General features: G+C 43.6%; 19 protein-coding genes. 10 read left to right on the top strand and 9 right to left on the bottom strand.

Translation table 11 applies throughout. The annotated features are described in order from the left end of the window. Window positions 1–29 precede the first annotated feature (29 nt). Window positions 30–305, bottom strand: a complete 276-nt coding sequence (locus tag ACVA58_RS08220; RefSeq protein ID WP_446509950.1) for a hypothetical protein — start codon at window positions 303–305, stop codon at window positions 30–32. 222 nt (window positions 306–527) lie between these two features. Next, window positions 528–1439: a DUF368 domain-containing protein gene (locus tag ACVA58_RS08215; protein WP_446509949.1), complete on the bottom strand. Its 912-nt coding sequence runs from the start codon at window positions 1437–1439 to the stop codon at window positions 528–530. A 161-nt stretch (window positions 1440–1600) separates the two neighbouring features. On the opposite strand from ACVA58_RS08215, the gene ACVA58_RS08210 reads away from it, so the two are divergent. Continuing rightward, window positions 1601–2038 (top strand): GtrA family protein, encoded by a 438-nt coding sequence (locus ACVA58_RS08210; RefSeq protein ID WP_446509948.1) that lies wholly within the window; start codon window positions 1601–1603, stop codon window positions 2036–2038. Here the strand turns inward: ACVA58_RS08210 and ACVA58_RS08205 are convergent. Further along, complete coding sequence (locus ACVA58_RS08205; RefSeq protein WP_446509947.1) at window positions 1992–3293, bottom strand: sensor histidine kinase; 1302 nt, start codon at window positions 3291–3293, stop codon at window positions 1992–1994. The genes ACVA58_RS08210 and ACVA58_RS08205 overlap by 47 nt on opposite strands. A gap of 2 nt (window positions 3294–3295) precedes the next feature. Continuing rightward, entirely contained in the window at window positions 3296–3970 is a 675-nt protein-coding gene (locus ACVA58_RS08200; RefSeq protein WP_446509946.1) for a response regulator transcription factor, read from the bottom strand. A gap of 174 nt (window positions 3971–4144) precedes the next feature. Between ACVA58_RS08200 and ACVA58_RS08195 the strand changes: the two genes are divergently transcribed. The 4 genes from ACVA58_RS08195 to ACVA58_RS08180 all read left to right on the top strand — a co-directional run bounded on the left by ACVA58_RS08195 (window position 4145) and on the right by ACVA58_RS08180 (window position 7640). After that, on the top strand, window positions 4145–5164 hold the full coding sequence (locus ACVA58_RS08195) for a glycosyltransferase family 2 protein (RefSeq protein WP_446509945.1): 1020 nt from the start codon (window positions 4145–4147) through the stop codon (window positions 5162–5164). After that, window positions 5161–6597, top strand: coding sequence for a phospholipid carrier-dependent glycosyltransferase (locus ACVA58_RS08190; RefSeq protein ID WP_446509944.1), 1437 nt, complete (start codon window positions 5161–5163; stop codon window positions 6595–6597). The genes ACVA58_RS08195 and ACVA58_RS08190 overlap by 4 nt, the downstream gene beginning before the upstream one ends. 168 nt (window positions 6598–6765) lie before the next feature. Further along, window positions 6766–7017, top strand: coding sequence for a hypothetical protein (locus ACVA58_RS08185; protein WP_446509943.1), 252 nt, complete (start codon window positions 6766–6768; stop codon window positions 7015–7017). A 224-nt stretch (window positions 7018–7241) separates the two neighbouring features. Beyond that, complete coding sequence (locus ACVA58_RS08180) at window positions 7242–7640, top strand: VOC family protein (RefSeq protein ID WP_446509942.1); 399 nt, start codon at window positions 7242–7244, stop codon at window positions 7638–7640. A 72-nt stretch (window positions 7641–7712) separates the two neighbouring features. Here ACVA58_RS08180 and ACVA58_RS08175 read toward each other — a convergent pair whose 3' ends face one another. Then, window positions 7713–7883 (bottom strand): hypothetical protein, encoded by a 171-nt coding sequence (locus tag ACVA58_RS08175; protein WP_446505754.1) that lies wholly within the window; start codon window positions 7881–7883, stop codon window positions 7713–7715. A 280-nt stretch (window positions 7884–8163) separates the two neighbouring features. Further along, window positions 8164–8475 (bottom strand): DUF3081 family protein, encoded by a 312-nt coding sequence (locus tag ACVA58_RS08170; protein WP_255044914.1) that lies wholly within the window; start codon window positions 8473–8475, stop codon window positions 8164–8166. Window positions 8476–8741: 266 nt separating this feature from the next. Here ACVA58_RS08170 and ACVA58_RS08165 point away from each other — a divergent pair, with 266 nt between their 5' ends. Then, window positions 8742–9923: an amino acid aminotransferase gene (locus ACVA58_RS08165; RefSeq protein ID WP_446509941.1), complete on the top strand. Its 1182-nt coding sequence runs from the start codon at window positions 8742–8744 to the stop codon at window positions 9921–9923. A gap of 103 nt (window positions 9924–10026) precedes the next feature. On the opposite strand, the gene ACVA58_RS08160 is transcribed toward ACVA58_RS08165, so the two are convergent. The 3 genes from ACVA58_RS08160 to ACVA58_RS08150 form a co-directional block, all read right to left on the bottom strand. Further along, entirely contained in the window at window positions 10027–10830 is an 804-nt protein-coding gene (locus tag ACVA58_RS08160) for an alpha/beta fold hydrolase (protein ID WP_446509940.1), read from the bottom strand. Between the two features lie 293 nt (window positions 10831–11123). Beyond that, window positions 11124–11495, bottom strand: coding sequence for a YgiW/YdeI family stress tolerance OB fold protein (locus tag ACVA58_RS08155; RefSeq protein ID WP_446510147.1), 372 nt, complete (start codon window positions 11493–11495; stop codon window positions 11124–11126). Window positions 11496–11609: 114 nt separating this feature from the next. Next, entirely contained in the window at window positions 11610–12359 is a 750-nt protein-coding gene (locus ACVA58_RS08150) for a CPBP family intramembrane glutamic endopeptidase (RefSeq protein ID WP_446509939.1), read from the bottom strand. 187 nt (window positions 12360–12546) lie between these two features. Between ACVA58_RS08150 and cobU the strand changes: the two genes are divergently transcribed. The 4 genes from cobU to ACVA58_RS08130 all read left to right on the top strand — a co-directional run bounded on the left by cobU (window position 12547) and on the right by ACVA58_RS08130 (window position 15789). Then, a complete protein-coding gene (gene cobU, locus ACVA58_RS08145; protein WP_446509938.1) occupies window positions 12547–13068 on the top strand; it encodes a bifunctional adenosylcobinamide kinase/adenosylcobinamide-phosphate guanylyltransferase in 522 nt (173 codons plus the stop codon). Beyond that, entirely contained in the window at window positions 13068–13691 is a 624-nt protein-coding gene (locus tag ACVA58_RS08140) for a histidine phosphatase family protein (RefSeq protein ID WP_446509937.1), read from the top strand. The genes cobU and ACVA58_RS08140 overlap by 1 nt, the downstream gene beginning before the upstream one ends. 9 nt (window positions 13692–13700) lie before the next feature. Continuing rightward, on the top strand, window positions 13701–15188 hold the full coding sequence (locus ACVA58_RS08135) for a cobyric acid synthase (RefSeq protein ID WP_446509936.1): 1488 nt from the start codon (window positions 13701–13703) through the stop codon (window positions 15186–15188). A gap of 67 nt (window positions 15189–15255) precedes the next feature. Then, window positions 15256–15789 carry a GNAT family N-acetyltransferase gene (locus ACVA58_RS08130; protein ID WP_446509935.1) on the top strand — a complete coding sequence of 178 codons (534 nt, stop codon included), beginning with the start codon at window positions 15256–15258 and terminating at the stop codon, window positions 15787–15789. Window positions 15790–15810: the final 21 nt, after the last annotated feature.

Below are 15810 nucleotides of genomic sequence, written 5' to 3'. Positions count from 1 at the left end.
CCAATTTAATAGGCGGCTTTTTTACGTTTTTAATTCGCAGAGGTGTAGTGGTAATCAAACACTGATTGTGAGCTGATGTCCGGTAAACTATGGACGGTATGTGCTGCAGTCGCTGTCTTGTCACCAGAGGTAGTTAATTGCATTTCTAGTGGTGTGAGTTCACCTACCTCAGCCTGCGTTAATTGATAGGTGGCAGCAGATGATTTTTCGCCAGCAGTGGCAAGATGAAAGTCCAACACGCTGTTTGCAAGTGTAGATGCCGATGATAGAACGAGGGCTAGGTAAAGGAAATATGTTTTTTTCATAATTGACACTCACTATAGCTTGTTTGATAAGCAGACATAGCAGCTTACCGAAGTTAATCTTTTACTTGTAAGGCTGTGCCTTAGCTGTTGGAAGTCATACTAACAAGCTGAATGAAAGTGTGTGTCTAGCTATGTAAATCAGCGCAAATAAAAAAGCACCTTAAGTCAAGAGACTAAAGATGCTTTACATAATGGTATCCTTTTTAAGGAAACAAAGAGCGGCTATTTGTCAGCGACTTTCTCAAGGCCCCATACGATGCCGATGCCCAGTATCATGGCAAGAACGGCATAACCAAGTAGAGCAGGCTGACCTGTTACATGTTCAAAACTGAAAGGGGACAAATTTTGCTCAATCAGTGGGACTTGCTCACCGCTTGAGTTAGTTCTCCAAGTCAATGTTTCTTTCCAAGGCCAAATTTTACTTAATGTGCCAAGCATTAATCCTGTGAGGAAAGTCAGCGCAGTATCACGGTAGTTTCGTAATACCCACGACAAAATGTGAGAAAAGGTAAGAAGACCAATAACACAGCCACAAGCAAACAAACCTAAAGTGACAATATCCAGAGACTTTGCGGCACCAAGGATCGGTGTGTACATGCCAAGTAGCAACAGAATAAAGCTACCGGAGATCCCCGGTAAAATCATTGCACAGATGGCAATTGAGCCCGCCAATAGAATGTTGATGTAGGTTGGCTCAAGCGTTAGCGGGTGAAGAACGGTAATGCCGTAGGCGAAAAGCGCGCCGGCTATAACCGCAATGATTCGCGAAGCTCCCCAGTGAGTGATCTGTTTGAACATATGGATCACTGAGATGATGATTAAGCCAAAGAAAAATGACCACAATGGGATAGGGTGTGTATGAAGCATCCAGGTAATGACTCTAGCAAGAGTAAAGATGCTGGTTAGGATCCCCGAGAGCAATAGGATCAGGAAAGTACCGTTAATATGATTAAAGGCAGACTTGAATCCTTCTTTACGCCAAATACCAATCAAGCTTGGATTAACGCGTCGGATGCTTTCAAGAAGTGTGTCGTAAATGCCTGTAATAAATGCGATTGTTCCGCCAGAGACTCCCGGTACGACATCAGCCGCCCCCATAGCCATCCCTTTTAGAAAGGTAAACACTTTGCTCATAGTTTTCCGTTAGTTACCGATGAGAATTAAACTGGCGCTATTATACCTACAATGAGTGAAAAAAAAGTGTTTTCCTGCTGCTGCAAATTGAAATTGGACTTTTTTTTGACCTTACCATTGCTATCGTGAGGGGGGAGCGAGTGGTTTTGGAGTCAAAAGAAATGAATTCATTGAAAAATATACGTTTTTTAAGATTTGCTTTTGTTGGTGGATGTGGTTTTTTAGTCGATGTTGCAGCTACTTACATGCTGTCTCACTTTGTTGTTGTTGAAGTGGCTAGAGGGTGTGCATTTTGGATCGCGGCAAGCTCTAACTGGTGGTTAAATAGGCTGTTCACTTTTGAGGGAGCACAGCAAAAGCACCCTTTTAAACAGTGGCTACAGTTTTTGAGCGCTTCAAGTATAGGTTTTTTGCCAAACTGGGTTTGCTACTGGATGTTGCTCAACAGCAGTCTTGAGCAGACCACCTCGGCACTTATATCGATTGATATAGCAATATGGTGGCCATATTTAGCAATGATCCCGGGAATTTTGTTAGGAATGATGGTTAACTTCAGCCTGTCTGAACGTTGGGTTTTCCGTGTGGCGGCAGCGAAATAGTTGCTGTGCAGCCTTGATACTCATTGGTTTGATGGCTGAGGTGCCATTGATATTTACGACAGATATCAGCGGTAATGAGTAGCCCCAATCCATAACCTTTTTTAGCACTGGAGCTACTTTCTAGCCCCATACCAGTATCTTCAACAGACAGCATGGTTGGTGTCATACGAATGATGACATGGCCTTGTTCTGTATAAGCAAATGCGTTTTTGATTAAGTTGCCTAATAAGATCTTGAACGCATTTTCAGGCATCTTAATTTTTATTGGTTCTGATGCTTCTACATGCCAACTGACAGACTTTCCAGTTAGTAACGTAGAGTGGGCTTCGGCTATGTCCTGAAGCTCTTTTGGAGCTACTTGTCTTAGAGACACCTTATCCAGATCTTCCTCCCGAGTCAGCGACAATAAGGTTGTGACAAAGTCATTCATTTCCGTACTGGCTTGCTGCAAACGTTTTTGTTGCTTGGCAATAAACATCGGATCATTTGATTGCCCAAGCAGAGATATTGCTCCTTTCATCACCATCAGTGGTGTTCGTAGCTCATGGCTGGCATAGCGATTGAATGAGCGTTCGCGATCGAGTAAGGCCTGAATTTGACTCACATAAAGATTAAAGCTGCCAACCAGTTGAAGGACTTCACGGGATGTGATTCCTGATGGGGGAGTAATCGGCGTTAGATCATCGGCAGTGCGAGAATCAATATCGTTGGCTAATTTTGTTAATGGGTTTGTCAAGCGATCGGATACTTTGAGAACGACAATGAAGCTGATCACAAGAAGAAAGAGGGAGATCCCGAGTTGTTTAAGCTGGTTTGAGAAAATTTGCTCTTCACTGATTTCATAAATATCATCAAAAAAAAGTAAGTAGAGCTCTTTGTTTTTTTCGTTAACGGTAAGCGTAGTTATCAGGGCGAAGTATTCAGTGTCATCAGAGTTGCTAGCTTTTACCTCAAACGTCTTCTCTCTTGGTGAGCTAGCGGAGATAGCGATCTGAGGAGGGAGTAACGTTGGATCCAGATATGCCTGAGTGAACGGTGGAATTGCGAAATGGGTAATATCACTTTGCTCCTGCATGACTTCTTGGGCGACGGCTTTAGCATGCAGGAGCCTGTTATTAGCATTAATGTACTCAAAATCTTCCAGTGTCGCATCAAGCAGTGAAAAGTGCAGAGTAATAATCGCGAAGGCGATGATTGAAAAATAGGTAACAGTAAGCTGCTTGGCGCTTTTCACCTTGGTCAGATGTTGTTTCACGGTTAATCCTCATCAACCAATTGATAACCCACTTTAGGGACATTTTTGATATACGCGCGTTTAAAAGGCTTATCAATTTGATGACGTAATTGATAAATGTGGCTCCTAAGCACATTACCTTCGGGTTCATTGTCACCCCAGAGAGCAGAGATTAGTTCCTGTTTGCTAACAACTTTAGGTGCTTTAATCATCAATAACTTGAGGATAGTGAATAGTGTTGGATTAAGGGCGAAGCTGCAGCTTCCTCGTTCAACGGTATGGGTACTGAGATCAAGCGTCATTTCGCCAAATTTTAGTTGGTTCAAGGCTGTTTCGCCCATACGCCGACGAGTGAGGGCTTTGATTCTTGCTTCCAAAATTTCCAGATCGAAAGGTTTGACCAAATAGTCATCGGCACCGTGAGAGAAACCTTCCAGAGTATCTTCCCTGGTATCCCTAGCTGTCAGCATTAGAATTGGGGTATCAATGCCACGCTCTCTTAGCTTTTGGCATACTTCGAAACCGTCCATTTTGGGCAGCATGACATCAAGAATGATCAGATCATAATGTTCAGTACTTCCTAGTTCAAATCCATGTTGTCCATTGTTGGCATAATCGAGCGTAAAGCCTTTGATTTCAAAAAAATCAAAAATGACGCCAGCAATTTCTTGGTGATCTTCAACCAGTAGTAACTTCATGCAGGTACCTAAACATCAATGGAAAAATAGTGCTCAAGGCGAATGGAAGCACCTTTATGTGACACTTTATCATGACACAACGTAGTGTGAAAAAAGAGTCAATGACCTTTTTCTGACATCGCTTTCAATAACCTATGACGTATTAATCATGTTATGCCATCCCTGAGGTTAGCTATGTCCTCCATTACTGTTTTGTCCCAACACCGGGAACGCCAGTCATACTCCCGGCAACAAACACCTTTCCTGTCAGTCATCATACCGATGTATAACGAAGAAGAGGTGCTCCAGATTTGCCATAAACGGGTGTGTGAAGCGCTTGATGGTTTGGGTAAATTCTGCGAAATCATTTACGTTGATGATGGTAGCTCTGACAATAGTTGGGATATTGCAAGCCATCTTGATAGTCAGTACCACAGTATTAAAAGCATAAGACTGAGCCGAAATTTTGGTAAAGAGGCCGCGATGAGTGCTGGGCTTAAGGCCGTAACAGGAGAAGCTGCTGTGCTGATTGATGCGGATTTACAAGATCCTCCCGAATTGATTTCAGATATGGTGGCTCAATGGCAAGCAGGTTTCGATGTGGTTGATATGCAGCGTCGTCGACGGTTGGGTGAGGGATGGTTAAAGCGCTTTACTGCTGCGGCCTTTTATCATGTGATTAACCGATTGAGTGACATGCCGATACCCGAAAATGTTGGAGATTTTCGCTTAATCAACCGACGTGTTATCGATGAACTGAACAAGTTGCCTGAACGAACTCGATTTATGAAAGGCTTGTTTGCCTGGCCCGGCTTTAAACGTGTCACACTTCAATTTGACCGAGACCCGCGCCTTGCGGGTGAAACCAAGTGGAATTACCGCAAACTCATTCATTTGGCATTTGAAGGTATCACTTCATTCAGTACTCGTCCTTTACGTATAGCAACCGGAGCTGGGTTATTGACGTCATTCTCTGCTTTGCTTCTAGCGGTTGCTGTATTAGCTAAAACGTTAATATGGGGAGACCCTGTAGCAGGGTATCCATCAATGATGATTGTGGTATTGCTTGTCGGTGGTGTGCAGCTTCTTTCCATTGGCTTGATGGGAGAATATGTCGGCCGCTTGTTTATTGAAGCCAAACAGAGGCCTTTATTTGTAGTGATGGAAGAAAACCACTCCGCTCCAGAGTTTACTGCCGAGGAAGTACAGGCATGAGCAAGCGTCAACTATCTAAATTATCATTAACCCAGTTCACTATTTTACTTACTGTTGGCACGGTACTTGTCAGGTTAGCCACATTAGGGGTCTACCCATTAATGGATACCACCGAAGCACGATATGGCGAAATGGCTCGGATCATGTTTGAAACAGGGAATTGGGTAACCCCTATGTTTGACTACAACGTACCGTTTTGGGGGAAACCGCCACTCTTTACCTGGCTTAGCGCAGGTGGATTTGAGTTGATGGGGGTGAATGAATTTGCTGCTCGAGTACCTCATCTTGTTGTTGGCGTCATTGTGCTTGCTATCACATGGTTGTTGGCAGCCAAAACACGCGACAAGCATGAGGCATGGTTAGCGACCGCTATTCTCTCAACGACAACGGCGTTTATCGTGATTTCTGGTGCGGTGATGACAGATACCGCCCTGACATTAGCTGTAACCTTGAGCATGGTCAGCTTTTGGTTAAGTTGGGAGAAACGTAGCAAGATTTGGGGGTATATATTCTTTGTCGGTTTGGCTATTGGCATGCTGGCAAAGGGCCCGTTAACGATGGTGCTGGTAGGCATCAGTCTGGTGATGTGGCTTGCTCAAGAGCAAAGGTGGCGCTGCATTCCGAGTTGTTTACCTTGGAAAGGGGGTATCGTTGTATTCCTGATCATTTCATTACCATGGTACCTTCTAGCGGAATGGAAAAGCCCAGGTTTCTTGAACTATTTTATTATTGGTGAGCACATTAAGCGCTTCGTTGTTAGTGGATGGGAGGGCGACTTATACGGTTCGGCACATGACGAAGTTAGAGGTACTATCTGGTTATTTTGGTTTTTGGCGGCGCTGCCATGGGCTCCGATTTTAATGTATCAGGCCTCACGCTTCTTCCGTCCCGGAGAAGAGGGTGTGCAAACTACCAATGGCTACATGGGGTATCTGTGGTGCTGGATGCTATCGCCAATGCTGCTGTTCACCATGGCGGGCAACATATTACCAAGTTATGTGATGCCGGGTCTGCCTGCGTTAGGCTTGTTGGTCGCGGGGTATCATAGCCAGCATAAACTGTCAGATAAAGTATTTAAGCTTGGCTTGATAACGCCTGTTTTGCTGGTACTTACCGCGGTACTACTGGGTTATAACCTAACCGGTAAAGAGTCAGAAAAAGTTTTGCTCTCCCAATGGGATCAGCAAGTAGAAAAAGAAAACAGTGAATTGATATATATCCATAAGCGACCATTTTCAGCTCAGTTCTACTCTCAAGGCAGGGCGAAACTAAAACAAAAGACATTATCTGGCCTGCTTACTGAACCGACAGAAGATGCTTTTTTTGTTGTTGAGAAAGGGCGGGTACCTTCTGGCTTTTTATGGGATAAGTCACGATGTGAGCTGCGAGCAGAGTCCAATAAGCGACAGCTTGTTCACTGCAAGGCGGGTTAAATATATGGGTGAAGCACTTTGGTGCTAAGAAATATAAACCTATTTTAAGTATGGGCTTAGATTGTGATGTCAGTAGTTGGTTGTTTTTTTAAATTGTGACATGTGAAGAAAAGCCCATAAATGAAATATGGAATTATGGCTTCAGTGAAATAAAAATGGAGTCTGATTATGTACCGTGATTTATTACAAATCCCTGCAGAGCATCAGTTTGTCCGTACTGATATGAAGTGGGATATAGGGAAAAAGCAGGATATAGATACATTTTGGTATGATGAGAAAAGCCCCGGAGGTGAAGTTGTCGCAAAATATATTGTGAAAGTGATTAAGTATGTTTACCCTCCCAAAAAGGCCGACATCAGCTTTCAGAAGTATTCTGCTGATGCCTTATCTTTGTTAGCACATGGAGATTTAAGGCACTAAATAGCTAGAAAAGTGGCAGTTGATGCCACTTTTTGTTTCCCCCAGTTACTAGGGTTTCAGTGTCCGTTTGTGCTTAATCACTCAATAACAAACAGCGTGGAATGAAATGTCAGTAATGTGACTTATATCATGAATTGTACGCCGTCGTTATTAACGTGGTTGAATAAGACTTAGCTGGGGAATACACTACCTCAGTAGCAAGTTAAATGGAGTTAAATTTCAATATGATACCGCAAGATTCGACCTTGAGAGTGGTCAGACCAACAGACAATGTACCCCAAATTGCAGCCATGTACCGTCAGGCTCTGGGTTTCGATTTACTGAAGCAATTTGACGATTACGAAGGTTTTGATGGTGTCGTACTGGGGCATAAGCATCACCCATATCATATCGAGTTTGTTCACAAGATTGGCTCTGTAGTGGGTCAATCTCCTAGCCATGAACATTTATTAGTTTTTTATGTTGATTGCAGTCAGGCTTGGGAACGTGCTTGTCGAAAAATGATTGATGCTGGTTTTTCAGTCGTTGAGTCAAGTAACCCATATTGGGAGCAGGTCGGGAAAACGTTTGAAGATCTCGATGGTTATCGTGTTGTACTGCAGAATCGAGATTGGGAAAACTAGATTATTGATGCCACTCGCATTAAAAAAGCTCAAGTTGAAGAACTTGAGCTTTTTTAATGCTTGTCGTCGTAATTAATGCTGTTGGCTAGCAAGCGATTCATAAGCTGATTTAAACATTAATGTAAACCCTGCTTGCGTAAGGTCTTTAGCTGACATATCGGCTTTTTCCAGCCTACGGTAGCACTCATCCAATGCGAGAAGAACGGTATCTGCCTGATTGTTTTTTAACTGTTGTAGTTGCATGACATTATTCCCATCAAGATAGCTTGCCAATTAGATTTTGATGAACCCTTGGAATTCCCCTAAAGCATAACTCTGCTAAGGTGAATGAATTCTGAATAGGCTTGTACGTTTTCTGATCAGTGGTAAAGATTAATAGAAATATCTTAGTCAGCCTACGTTAGGCATCTGTCATGATATTGTCAGGGTGATGTCAGAATCTCACTGATCGTGAGAGTAAAAAAAACAGCGCAATTTCAGGGGGAAGGGAAATTGCGCAATCTTAAGAGGGCATGTCGGTGTTTTAATAGTTCTTATCGATTTCTTCTAATTTCCCAATAAATTCCTGTATTTGCACTTCGTTATTATTATGGAACTCGGTGGTAGTTTGGTTGATCACCGACTCAGGATCTTCATTCATGGTGTGGAAGTGATAGGTATTGTGGAAATTGATATCCAGTGTGACTTTATCATCCGCAAGACTAACACTATAGCCGTCGGGTGACTCAGTACATTTGATATCATCAAGTTGACTACCAAACTCGATGGTCTGGCCTTGGCTTTTAATTTTCTCATAAACACTGAGCAGGGTGCGTACATCGACTCTGTTTTTCATTTTGACCTCCATCATGTACTAAAGTGCTGGATCTGTAACAATCAAATTAAGTATACAAAACGAAGTTTTCCTACCTTAAATTTAGGTGTTTATTGCCAGTCTGCAATATAAGTCTAAAAAGGTTTAATCTGGATCAAGAATTGGTATCGATGGGCTTCACATTATTGAATTTTATAGAAAATGAAAATGTTGCAAATTCATGATGACGGAATGAGGTTGAAGTGGTAGCTTGAAAGGTATGAAAGACAACTAAACGGAATTTTATCATGTTTAAACAACTTGCCGAGGCGCAGTTAGATCCTATCCTATCGCTTTCTCTTGCATATCGAGATGATCCTCGAGAAAACAAGGTTGATCTTGGCATTGGCGTGTATCGTAATAGCCAGGGGATGACCCCAATTATGAAGGCGGTACAGTTAGCGCAGCAGCAAGTACAGGCGAGCCAGACAACGAAGGCATATGTTGGCCTTGCAGGTAACGAGCAGTTTAATCAATCTATGATGGATCTTCTTTTGACCGGTACATCCGCCAAGCCAAGAGCGGCTGCAGTACAAACCCCTGGTGCCAGTGGTGCGTTGCGTATGTTGGCTGACTTAATTCATCTTGCAGAGCCTGAAACTACGGTTTGGATCTCTAATCCAAGCTATGTAAACCACAAGCCCGTGATGGAAGCTGCAGGGCTGAAGGTTCGATACTACCCATACTTCGATACTTCAACAAAACAGGTAAACAGCGAAGCAATGTTGCAAGAATTGGCCAAAGCAGGACCCAAAGATGTGGTATTACTACATGGTTGCTGCCATAACCCAACTGGGGCTGATATTACTTTTTCTGATTGGCAGGCTATAACCGAGTTGGCCAGCAAAAACGGCTTCATGCCATTTGTTGATATTGCTTATCAAGGTTTTGGCGATGGGTTAGACCAAGATGCTGCAGGTTTGCAATATATGGCTGATAACATCGAAGAGATGGTAATTGCGACATCCTGCTCGAAGAATTTTGGCTTGTACCGAGAGCGTACTGGTGCTGCAATTTTGGTTGGTGAAACCCTACAGGAAGCACAAAAAGCGAAAGGACGAATTCTTAACCTCGCTCGCTCAACCTACACCATGCCGCCAGACCATGGTGCAGCTTTGGTATCGACGATCCTCAATGATACGTCCCTGACGCAAACATGGAAAAAAGAGTTGAATGAAATGCAGCAACGCTTGTTAGCATTGCGTGCAGGGCTAGTGTCTGAAGTTCAGGCGTTAGGAACAGATCAATTTGATTTTATTCAACAGCATAAAGGGATGTTCTCGGTAACGGGTTTGTCACCTGAGCAAATTGGTCGTCTGCGTGATGACTATGCCATTTATGCGGTAGGTGATGGCCGTATTAATATCGCAGGCTTGCAAGAGCAGCATTTGGGTTACTTGGCACAAGCGCTTGTGGCGGTATCAAAATAACAATGCTGACTTTGAATTGATTTCATTGCCGCCTTGAAATATAAAAAGGCCAGTCATATGACTGGCCTTTTTTGAATGTTCAAATCTTTGATTTTATTGAGCTCTATGCAGCCATCGTATGGCGTTGAATAAACTCAATAGAGTGCTGGTTGAACTCGTCAGGGCGTTCAACATTACAAACGTGACCACAGTTTTCGAATTCAGTCAGGTAGCTATGCTCGTGTTTATCAACCATTTCTTTTACTGGCTTGATGAACATATAGTCATTGCCTCCCATTAAATAAAGTGTCGGTATAGGAAGCTCTTTTTCCTTGAAACATTTCATTAATGGATTGACGTCTGTTGCCAGTTTAAACCAACGTTTGAATTCTTTTTGACATAGCTTCTTAGCGTCGTTTACAAACATCAAGCGCGATTCTTTTTGCGTTCTCTGCGGCATAACCACGTAGGCAAACAACTTGTACAGCCACATATAAGGGATGATATGCTTGCACATATTGCCCGCTGAAATTAACACCTGAGAACGTGTATTCAGGCGTGTAACCGCACCACCAAGTACCATGGTTTTCACTCTTTCTGGTGCCAATTCAGCCAAGCTGCGAATAATAATCGTACCGAGTGAAATCCCAACGAAATGTGCTGATTGGATTTTAAGGTGATTTAACACGTGTACGATGTCAGCCGTCACAGTTTTAAATGTGTACGGGTTTTTGATCATGTCCTGAAACATGTTGTTTGAGCGACCGTGCCCTCTTAGATCGAGAAGAAGTAGGTTGAAATGCTGCTTGTAGGCTTTTATCTGCTTGAACCAGATAGATGAACTACCTCCGGCACCATGAACAAATACAACCCAATCTTTACTGGTTGGGTGATGGTAAGTTTTATGAAACAACAAAGTATCTGACATGTATCGACTCATTTTTTTTTTCAGCAGGCATTATAACACGGGCCTCTCTAAGACTTTGCTCCGATGTGTGACGCTTTGTAAAATTAAGACTTAGGGCGAATTTAAGTTATTGATTATGAGTTTAAGGATAAATATTCAAGATAAAATATTGTGACTCATGTCACGTATTGGTTGGGGTGTTGATGCTCTCTTGTACGACAAATAGCCAAAAACGGCATAACCTAAGGTTATGCCGATTGGCTATACCGTGCGTTTGGGATGCTGACAATGCTCAGATCGAAAGAATGCTTGCTTTAAAGTAGCTGAAGGCGGTCAACTTCAATCTCTGGGCTATTGCCACCTTCATATTCACCATAGAGACGTAGTCTTGTTGTGGCATTGATGGCTGCTGGCATGTTGATATCGTCGTCAATTTCAACTTGGATTTCTTTAGTGCCATCGCTGAAAATGAAAGTGTCGGCATTGATTTGTTTAATCAGCGTACCTTCGACAATCGCTTTTTTCTCGGTAAACATACTCGTATCATTCAGCAACTCAGCAACGCTTACCGTCTCTACTGGGCCTGAGTAATTCAACGCACTTTCATTTTTGTTATGGTCTCCAGCAAAAGCGGCTGTTGGTAGAATGATAGCGGCAGTGGCGATAGCGATAATAGTGTTCTTAATCATAATTCGTTCTCCTGTGTTGATGGCTCTATTAAGCAACACTGGTTCTGAATTAATGATGAGTTGGCTATTCAGAAATGGTTCATATATCGAAATAAATTGCGTACATATTAATTAATTTGCCATTGGATAGGTGAAAAACAATAGGTGTACCAAGTTGAAAGCAAAATGAACCACTACAGCAAATGCTAGTCGACCTGTCCAAAAGTATGTCAGTCCATAAAGCAGCCCTGCAAGAGTCGCAAGGGCGATAAACAAAATACCACCGGCAAAGTGAACCAAGCCAAAGAGGAGGCTAGTAACAATAATACCTACGGTTGGATTAAATTGCTCGATCAAGCGTTGTTGGATATAGCCCCGGAACAGTGCTTCTTCAGCAACGCAGGTAAACAACAAGTTGTTGATGATAAAGACCCAAGTCCAAGTGGGTAGCGAAATTTCAGGTTTAACAACCCCAGTGCTCCAGGCAACGAAAGGAAGCGCAACAAACAGCAGGGCAAGAATAGTTAATTGCGGTTTTGTTATCGCAGTAGTTTGTTTGAGCATACTCGGGACAAGCAGAAGTAGCCCGAAGACAATCAGCGGTTTGTCCAAATTTAAATACATTGTAAATGGAATGCTGTTTGAACCGGAGAAGGCTTTGTCGAGTACCAAGAGGTTGCTAAAACCGGGGACCTGATGAAGTGCTAAGGCTACAGCCCAGATAATGACGAAACCATGACAAATCGTCTTGTAAGCCCCCGTTAGACGTTGACTCTGCTTGGCAACGACGTGTCCAATGAGGACAACCCCAAGGGCTAGGGGAGAAATGCGAGAAAAAAATAGTGCGGCTACTGCCGTCAGGCATAGTAAAGCAGGCCACATTTTTGGTTTCAAGAATAACGATATTACGGTGCTGGCAAGAAGTAGCCAAACAAGGCCATCTGGCCATAGGTCATTAAGATGAAACATAGTATTGTAAGTTGAAATGAGCGTTATAATGATAAGATTAGTTACCATGGTAACGAAAAAACGTCATGTTTTCATTGTGATAATGGATAAAGGTTAATGAATGGCAATTGAGTTGGTACTGGGTGGAGCGCGATCGGGCAAAAGTCGTTACGCCGAATCTATCGCCCAAATAAATGGAAAGGCTGTCACCTATATCGCGACAGCAACTGCGGAAGATGAAGAGATGGCTGAGCGTATTGAGCGCCATCGGCAAGACCGTCCATACGAGTGGACTGTCGTTGAAGAACCAACCGCTTTAGCTCACGCCATTATTGAATCATCGACACCCGACAACTGTTTATTAGTTGATTGCTTGACCCTGTGGCTAACTAATTGCTTATTCAATAAGGATTCCAGTATTGACTGGCAACAGCATAAGGCTGAACTTCTTGATGTCCTAAAAAAGGTAGAAGGGGATGTTATCTTAGTCAGTAATGAAGTCGGGCAGGGGATTGTGCCTATGGGCGAAATGTCGAGACGTTTTGTCGATGAAAGTGGTTGGCTGCACCAAGCCATCGCAGCACAAGTTGATCGAGTCACTTTTGTAACGGCAGGGATCCCACAACTTTTGAAGGGAGCGTGATGGCTGAATGTATAAAGACAAGAATTGATATTTTACGTCATGGCCTACCTGAAGGGCACGGTTGTTTGAGGGGGCATACTGACTTTCCGATCACCCCGACAGGTCTGTCACAAATGTCGAGTGCCGTAAAAGGGCTCGACGATATCGAACAGGTGATTGCTTCTCCTTTACAACGATGTAGTGAGTTTGCCAATCAATTTGCCCAGCAGTTCGCCTTACCTTGTCAGCATTTTAGTCACTGGAAGGAAATGAATTTCGGGGACTGGGATGGACAAAGTCACGATAGCCTGTGGCAACAACACCGCTCGTTGTTAGAAACCTATTGGCAGAACCCATGGTTATCGACGCCACATGGTGGGGAAACGCTGAAAGCGTTTGATCGTCGGATTCAACAAGCATGGGATCTTTTATTAGATAACTATTTAGGCCAGAAAATATTACTCGTGACTCATGCTGGAGTGATGAAACAACTGATGCGGATTCTATTGGAGATGCCCGAAAACACCAATTACCTCCACCGTATCGATTTACCTTATGCAGCGCGTTACCGTGTCACGGTAACAACAGATGAAAATGGAATGCATTGGCCACAGATCCAGTGGCCAGTAGAGCAGCAGTATTGAGTGAGAAAAATGCAATCAACAACAAAAGCCTTAATGGTTCAGGGTACGACTTCTGATGCGGGTAAAAGTGTTTTGGCCGCAGGTCTGTGTCGGGTGCTGGCTCGAAAAAACATTAAAGTAGCCCCTTTCAAATCGCAAAATATGGCGCTAAACAGTGCGGTAACTAAAGATGGTGGTGAGATAGGCCGTGCACAAGCGGTACAGGCGCAGGCGGCAAAGATTGAGCCGACGGTACACATGAACCCGGTATTGTTAAAACCGAATACCGATATTGGTGCGCAGGTCATCGTTCAGGGTAAGGCCTTGGCTGATATGGATGCGGTGGGTTACCACAACTATAAAAAAGTGGTGCTAGGTCCGATCATGGAGTCTTTCGATATTCTTCAGCAAGAATACCAAACCGTTATTATCGAAGGGGCTGGCAGTCCAGCCGAGATTAACTTGCGTGAAAATGATGTTGCCAATATGGGATTTGCTGAAGAGGCTGATGTACCGGTGATCATTGTGGCAGATATCGACCGTGGCGGCGTATTTGCGCACCTTTATGGCACATTAGCCTTACTATCAGAAAGCGAGCAAGCAAGGGTAAAAGGTTTTGTGATCAACCGGTTCCGCGGTGATATCAAATTGTTGGAGAATGGCCTGGAATGGCTGGAGCAAAAAACCGGTAAGCCAGTATTGGGTGTTCTACCTTATCTGCACGGCCTGATGCTGGAAGCAGAGGATGCGATTGACGTACAGCAGGTGGATGCAGACGGTGATCAATTAAGGGTGTCGGTACCTGTGTTAACCCGTGTTAGCAACCATACTGACTTTGATCCTTTGCGCATGCACCCGCAAGTAAATATGCAATTTATCGGTAAAGGGCAGCAAATTCCGCCATCTGATCTTATTATTATTCCAGGGACTAAAAGTGTTCGTAGTGATTTGGACTACCTTAGGGAGCAAGGTTGGGACCAACAAATCGCCCGTCATCTTCGCTTAGGCGGTAAGGTGATGGGTATTTGTGGTGGTTATCAGATGCTGGGTGAATCCATTACTGACCTCGATGGTATTGAAGGTGAGCCGGGCACCAGCAGAGGGCTGGGGTATTTATCGGTTTCGACAGTATTGGCCCCTCATAAACAGCTGAAGCAAGTGGCAGGCAACCTAACAATGCCAGAACAAGACAGTGTTCCTGTCAGAGGCTATGAAATCCATGCTGGCGTGACAGGAGGGGTTGATCAAGATGCGCCAATTTGTCTAGCGGGTAACAAAGACGGTAAGTTTGGCATTGATAATCAGGTGTTTGGTACTTACTTACACGGTATTTTTGAGCAACAAGAAGCCTGTGATGCTATTTTAAAATGGGCTGGTTTAGCTTCAACGTGTTCGCCGGATTTTGATTTGCTCCGTGAGCAAGGCATAGATCGAGTTGCAGATATGCTCGAGGAGTATATGGATTTCGAAACGTTGTGGCCGGAATGGTCAGAACAATTTGGCAAGAAGGGGAGATAACTTCTTCTTTTGTTAGTCACTGAGCCTAGGGCAAGGTATGAGCTAGGCTCTGATAAGAGGGATGAGTATGATTTTAGATGTGTCGCCGAGTATTAAAACTCAACGTCTTTATACCAGACCCTGGGATGAAGACGATCTTGCTGGTTTATACCGGATAATGTCCAATCAATCAGTTCATACCTTTACGGAAGAGGAACCTTGGTCTGAAGAAAAGGCGAGGCATGAGTTACAAAAATTTCATGTTGATCTATCAATGGGTAATGGTCGCAGTGGTTACTTTAACTGCCCGCTAATTTTATCTGACTGCGACACCCTGATTGGCCGAGTGGGATTGCACCCCTATGGTGATAATGAATCAACCGCTGAAATTGAATGGGTGATTTGTGAGGACCATTGGCATCAGGGGTATGCTACTGAAATCGGTCGGGCGATTTTAGAATATGGCTTTCGCGAGGCCGGTTTTCACAGCATTATCGGTTTTACCTGCATTCGCAATATGTCAGCACGCCAGGTAATGAAAAAAATAGGGATGGAGCACATTGGAGACCGAGAGTTACACAACAGAAAGCTCAGTGTGTTTCAAATAAAGAGGGAGCCATAAGTCAGCTCCCTTTTGTTTATC

It is taken from the genome of Photobacterium sp. DNB22_13_2, assembly GCF_052873915.1.
Note: the sequence above shows the minus strand (reverse complement) of the source record. Positions and strands in the feature narration are given on the sequence as shown.

Coding starts and splice junctions, on each gene's coding strand:
- ACVA58_RS08220 (WP_446509950.1), bottom strand. CDS start 305: ATGAAAAAAACATATTTCCTTTACCTAGCCCTCGTTCTATCATCGGCA.
- ACVA58_RS08215 (WP_446509949.1), bottom strand. CDS start 1,439: ATGAGCAAAGTGTTTACCTTTCTAAAAGGGATGGCTATGGGGGCGGCT.
- ACVA58_RS08210 (WP_446509948.1), top strand. CDS start 1,601: ATGAATTCATTGAAAAATATACGTTTTTTAAGATTTGCTTTTGTTGGT.
- ACVA58_RS08200 (WP_446509946.1), bottom strand. CDS start 3,970: ATGAAGTTACTACTGGTTGAAGATCACCAAGAAATTGCTGGCGTCATT.
- ACVA58_RS08195 (WP_446509945.1), top strand. CDS start 4,145: ATGTCCTCCATTACTGTTTTGTCCCAACACCGGGAACGCCAGTCATAC.
- ACVA58_RS08190 (WP_446509944.1), top strand. CDS start 5,161: ATGAGCAAGCGTCAACTATCTAAATTATCATTAACCCAGTTCACTATT.
- ACVA58_RS08185 (WP_446509943.1), top strand. CDS start 6,766: ATGTACCGTGATTTATTACAAATCCCTGCAGAGCATCAGTTTGTCCGT.
- ACVA58_RS08180 (WP_446509942.1), top strand. CDS start 7,242: ATGATACCGCAAGATTCGACCTTGAGAGTGGTCAGACCAACAGACAAT.
- ACVA58_RS08175 (WP_446505754.1), bottom strand. CDS start 7,883: ATGCAACTACAACAGTTAAAAAACAATCAGGCAGATACCGTTCTTCTC.
- ACVA58_RS08170 (WP_255044914.1), bottom strand. CDS start 8,475: ATGAAAAACAGAGTCGATGTACGCACCCTGCTCAGTGTTTATGAGAAA.
- ACVA58_RS08165 (WP_446509941.1), top strand. CDS start 8,742: ATGTTTAAACAACTTGCCGAGGCGCAGTTAGATCCTATCCTATCGCTT.
- ACVA58_RS08160 (WP_446509940.1), bottom strand. CDS start 10,830: ATGTCAGATACTTTGTTGTTTCATAAAACTTACCATCACCCAACCAGT.
- ACVA58_RS08150 (WP_446509939.1), bottom strand. CDS start 12,359: ATGTGGCCTGCTTTACTATGCCTGACGGCAGTAGCCGCACTATTTTTT.
- cobU (WP_446509938.1), top strand. CDS start 12,547: ATGGCAATTGAGTTGGTACTGGGTGGAGCGCGATCGGGCAAAAGTCGT.
- ACVA58_RS08140 (WP_446509937.1), top strand. CDS start 13,068: ATGGCTGAATGTATAAAGACAAGAATTGATATTTTACGTCATGGCCTA.
- ACVA58_RS08135 (WP_446509936.1), top strand. CDS start 13,701: ATGCAATCAACAACAAAAGCCTTAATGGTTCAGGGTACGACTTCTGAT.
- ACVA58_RS08130 (WP_446509935.1), top strand. CDS start 15,256: ATGATTTTAGATGTGTCGCCGAGTATTAAAACTCAACGTCTTTATACC.